This is a genomic window from Butyricimonas sp. Marseille-P2440 (assembly GCF_900091675.1).
GTDB lineage: Bacteria > Bacteroidota > Bacteroidia > Bacteroidales > Marinifilaceae > Butyricimonas > Butyricimonas synergistica.
In genome coordinates this window covers 1-4,478 of sequence record NZ_LT594602.1, presented here as the reverse complement: position 1 = coordinate 4,478, position 4,478 = coordinate 1, and the positions used below count along the sequence as shown (strand labels likewise).

Sequence of the window (4,478 nt, the reverse complement as noted above, 5' to 3'; positions counted from 1 at the left end):
AAATACATTACCGAAAAATGAAAAATAAAGCCTAGAATTGACTGCCGTTCCTAAATGCGTTCCTGCTAAAAAAAATATATCCTGACAATCAAACGATTATCAGGATATATGTGCCCAAGACAAGACTATACTAATTGACCAGTATTGGTCAACATTATTATTTACTGACCAAAATAAAAATATTTGTTTCAAAAACTTTGATATTTGACCACATTTGGTCAACTTTGCGTTCCTAAAAACGTTCCTTTTAATATTTATCTTCATGGGTGTTTCATTTTCTTTGTCAAACAAAAATAAGAAAATTTCTTCGATCGACACAATAGTTCGATTTAAAGGTAAAAGATTTAAACGAAGCTCTGGTGAATCCGTAGATCCAGCATATTGGCTTGGCGGCGGGAAAAATTGCAGCGAGAAACGAGAATACCCGCACGGGAAAGCTGTAAACACGAGATTAAAGGATATTAAAAAATTTTGCGAGGCAGCTTGTGACAACTTCACAATAGGCAAAAATATTCCTGCCGAGGAAGATTTTTGGAAAGAAGTAGACTTCCTGGAAAACAAAAGCAAGGGAATAGAAGTTGAAGAAGACCAAGAAGTATATTTCGTGGATTTCATTCAAACTTTTATAGATAGATATTCCGGGGAATATTCAGTCGATACTATAAAACAATACAACACCGCAAAAAAAAAGCTAATCACGTACGAGGATAAGCATAAAGTAAAATTAAAATTCAGCGACATAGACATTGAATTTTACAATACGTTAAAAAAAGACATGAACGAAAAAGGATATTCAAAAAATTATTTCGCTTCTGTCGTGAAATGCGTGAAGTCTGTATTTAACGAGGCAAAAGACATCGACAACTTGCACGATTTTGACACGATAAACAACAAAAAGTTTGTCGTCGCGTGGGAAACAGCAGACTCTATATATCTAAATGATGACGAGCTATGGAAAATTCACAAGTTGAAAATAACAGAAGAATTACTGAAAAAATATTTCCCTGACATCGACAAAAACAAGGGGAATTTGCAAAACAAACTCGAATCGTGCATTATTGTAAAGAATAAATTTTTAACAGGATGCTGCACCGCTTTAAGAGTCGGAGATTTTAACAAATTAAACAAGGTAAACATAGGAAAGAATTTTATAAATATCGCTACACGAAAAACAGAGGCTCCCGTAATTATTCCTATTTCAGCCATGCTTAGGGAGATTTTGGATTCTGGATTTGATATTACAACAAAGATTAGTGACCAAAAAATAAACGAACACATAAAAGACATCTGCATGATGGCGGGCATAGATGATCTTGTCGAGATAACCAAAAGCAAAGGCGGCAAGAAAGAGCGAATGACGTTTAAAAAATACGAGATCGTGACAACACATACAGCGAGAAGGTCGGGTGCGACGAACTTATACAAAGCAGGCATCCCCGCTATCTCGATAATGAAAATCACGGGACACAAAACAGAACAAGCGTTCATGAAATATATAAAAATTACAGAGGAAGAGAATGCCGAAATGCTGGCAAATCACCCGTACTTCAAAAATCAAGATTATAACTAAAATAACGACAAAAACTTACAATTTGTAAGCAATTCCCTTTATACAATCTATAAGCAAAAACACACGTTTTGATTACAAATTGTAAGTTTTATATGTTCAAGAAATAGGTCTGCCAACAGACATCACGACCTTATACATATTTAATATATCTACCTTGCGAACGGAAATAGTTTCCCCTCCACTATCAGACTCTAAAACAACAACATCATTTCCCACTCCATTAGACCTGATTCGTCTTATTAATACGATGTTATCCAACACGACAAGCACAACCCCCGTGACGTAATTTATATTACCCGCCGGCATACAAAGTAATTTTTCCCCCGGTAGTGTTGTTGGTTCCATTTTCTCGTTTCCAGCTTCAACCACTATTGCCCCCTTGTAATCCACGTCATCCTCCCTCACGATTATCGCCTTTTCCTTGATTCTATCTCCCCTTGTAAAAGCCTGCCGGAAACTAAACTGCAAAAAAGGCAATACCACGTTAGGAGATACCCGAACATCCACAACCGATACTTCCGAATTTTCCCGGAACTTTTTAAACTGCAAGTAAGCCTCTTGATCTATAGGCTCCCCCTCCCCCGTGGCAATCCAGTTCGTGTTCACTCCAATTTTTTGGAGCATGGGATAATATTTCGATGGGATATCCCTGCTTTTCTCGTACGGAGAATACGCGCCTTGTGTAACTCCTATATGGAAAGCCATCTCGGATTGTGTTAATTCCATTAACCTTCGGACTTGTTGTAGGCGATCTTGCTGTGTCATATCTGCATTCCCCTTTGCAATTTTACCACGTTAAATATTTGCCGCACATCAGCGAGGTCTATAACTCGATCCGAATACAGGGGATTAAGAGAATGAAGTGTCAACCTGTGATTCTCCACGTCATGTCCAATAACCCTTTTTATAAGTATGCCTTCCTTGTGCACGATAACAAAATCCCATTTCCTCATGTGCAGTTTTGTCTGGCACCATAAATCTTGGGGCACTTCTCTACACAATAATATATCTCCCTCTATATATCTCCCGGTATCATCCGTCATGGAATCCCCGCGCATCTCGAAAGCAACATATCTACCACGAGCTTCATGGTCCACCACGAAAGGAATGCGAGGCAATTGGGCAACGTAGGTTTCATCTTGGTACCCGCACAAATAACCACCGTAAGCGTATTGACCAACAAGAGGAACATTCATCACGATAAAATCACCGTAGGATACTTCGTTTTCTTGTTTAGGGGTATACATATCCCCCTCCCCTGTCAATAACCAGTGCTTATTAACCCCAAAAGCTAACACAATTTTATTAATCACGCCTTCTCCACATGGGTAATTACCATTAGTTATTTTCGAAAAATTAGATCGAGCGATTCCCGCCTTGTCCGCAAACTTTCCTTTAGACAAACCGCTATCATCAACTAATTTATTAATATTCAATATGATTAAATCTTCAGACATTGTGATTTTATTTAGAATGCATCTATATTAGTAAATACTAATAATTTTGTTGGTATTTTTATTTTTAATATTGGTAAATACTCATATATTTGCATTGTAATAATTAGTAATAACGATATGCAAATGTACAAAGAAAATAACGAAACGACAATAGCAAAAAGAGACTACTCTTTTTCAATGGCTTACACTAGACTTTCGCCGAAAGAACGTAGAGAGGTTAGAGAAAAAGTTACCAAATCTCTTGGTATAACACAACAGAGTTTCAGATTAAAGAGGCTCGGTGTTGTAAGATCTACCATAGAGCAGGTAGACATCATTCGTGACATTTTCAAGCAGTATAACGTGGAAAAGGTATTTAACTATGAATACGCTAACTAACAGAGAAATCGAGATCGCCGATTATATCGCGTGGGGCGCATCCGTGGACGAGGCTGCCGATAGGCTAAACATTAGCCCGTTTACCGTGAAAAACACTTTGCGCAACATATACGCCAAACTCCATTTTAATAAATCCACGGAATTAGCAGCATATATGTTCGTGAAACACCCGGAACGCATGACTATCGACAATGACAAGATCGGTAACGTGAAAAGAGCGGTGAGCGCGATGACGATGATAGCGTTAATTTTTATGCAATTACTGATACAACCTGCCGACATGATGCGAGCTAGAAGGGCAAGGACGAGAACGGCAAGAAGGACGGAATATGTTGAAGAATAAAAAGATAAAGCCATGCAAGTAACCGTTGATGATAATGTATTAAAAAAAGAGGGATACGTGTACGCTAAAAGGTTCACCAATATACCCGTTAGTTTTAGGTTTGTATCCAAGCTATGGGGGGTATCACACAACACGGTAAGGGCTTACGCGCAAGAGGGACTTATAAAAAAAGATGCCGACGGCATGATTAGCCTTGCAGACGCTTTAACGATCGATTTTAACGAATTACGACTTAAATACCTAAGAGAAAGATGAAACAGAACCTAATAAACACCCTTTTAAAGCTCTACGCCGGTCTTAGCTTTTCTTTATTCGCTTGTACACCGGAAGATAACATACACGCTTTAATGGTTTTTCTTCCATTAGCTATTTTGAATTTCGCTCTTGCCTCTTGGACGTGCAAGAAGTGGTTAAAGGTAGACTGGAAGAAGCTGGATTCAATGGATTTTAAAATTAGGTAATATGAGTTATAACGCCCCTTTCGGCTCTGAAGACTATCCATATTGCCCTTGGCATGGTAACTCGGGAGCAAGCGATCTCCCCTTGCAAGACAAGTGTGTATTCTGCGAGGAGCTGGTGGATGATGAAGATTGTAAGGTTATTCACGGTTTGGTTTTCTGCAACGAATGCTTGAAGGCTATAGAAGAGCACGGGGACGGGATAGAGGAAGAGATTAAACATTTCCTGACAAGCAATGATTTATGTAAGGTTAGCCCGGACAAAGTAGCGA

6 protein-coding genes are annotated in these 4,478 nt (G+C 38.6%); 4 read left to right on the top strand and 2 right to left on the bottom strand.

The genetic code is table 11. The features are described from left to right. The first annotated feature begins 262 nt into the window (after positions 1–262). Positions 263–1,570, top strand: a complete 1,308-nt coding sequence (locus BN8899_RS00065) for a tyrosine-type recombinase/integrase (RefSeq protein ID WP_065217809.1) — start codon at positions 263–265, stop codon at positions 1,568–1,570. A gap of 96 nt (positions 1,571–1,666) precedes the next feature. On the opposite strand, the gene BN8899_RS00060 is transcribed toward BN8899_RS00065, so the two are convergent. Next, a complete protein-coding gene (locus tag BN8899_RS00060) occupies positions 1,667–2,335 on the bottom strand; it encodes a helix-turn-helix domain-containing protein (RefSeq protein ID WP_065217808.1) in 669 nt (222 codons plus the stop codon). Beyond that, positions 2,332–3,027 carry a S24 family peptidase gene (locus tag BN8899_RS00055; RefSeq protein ID WP_065217807.1) on the bottom strand — a complete coding sequence of 232 codons (696 nt, stop codon included), beginning with the start codon at positions 3,025–3,027 and terminating at the stop codon, positions 2,332–2,334. Before BN8899_RS00055 ends, BN8899_RS00060 begins: the two co-directional genes overlap by 4 nt. A 361-nt stretch (positions 3,028–3,388) precedes the next feature. Between BN8899_RS00055 and BN8899_RS00045 the strand changes: the two genes are divergently transcribed. From BN8899_RS00045 to BN8899_RS00030, 3 genes are all read left to right on the top strand, one after another. After that, complete coding sequence (locus BN8899_RS00045) at positions 3,389–3,748, top strand: response regulator transcription factor (protein WP_065217805.1); 360 nt, start codon at positions 3,389–3,391, stop codon at positions 3,746–3,748. 12 nt (positions 3,749–3,760) lie between these two features. Then, entirely contained in the window at positions 3,761–4,003 is a 243-nt protein-coding gene (locus BN8899_RS00040) for a hypothetical protein (protein ID WP_065217804.1), read from the top strand. Positions 4,004–4,210: 207 nt separating this feature from the next. Next, positions 4,211–4,478 (top strand): hypothetical protein (locus tag BN8899_RS00030; RefSeq protein ID WP_148375183.1); only part of this gene is annotated, 268 nt, incomplete at its 3' end.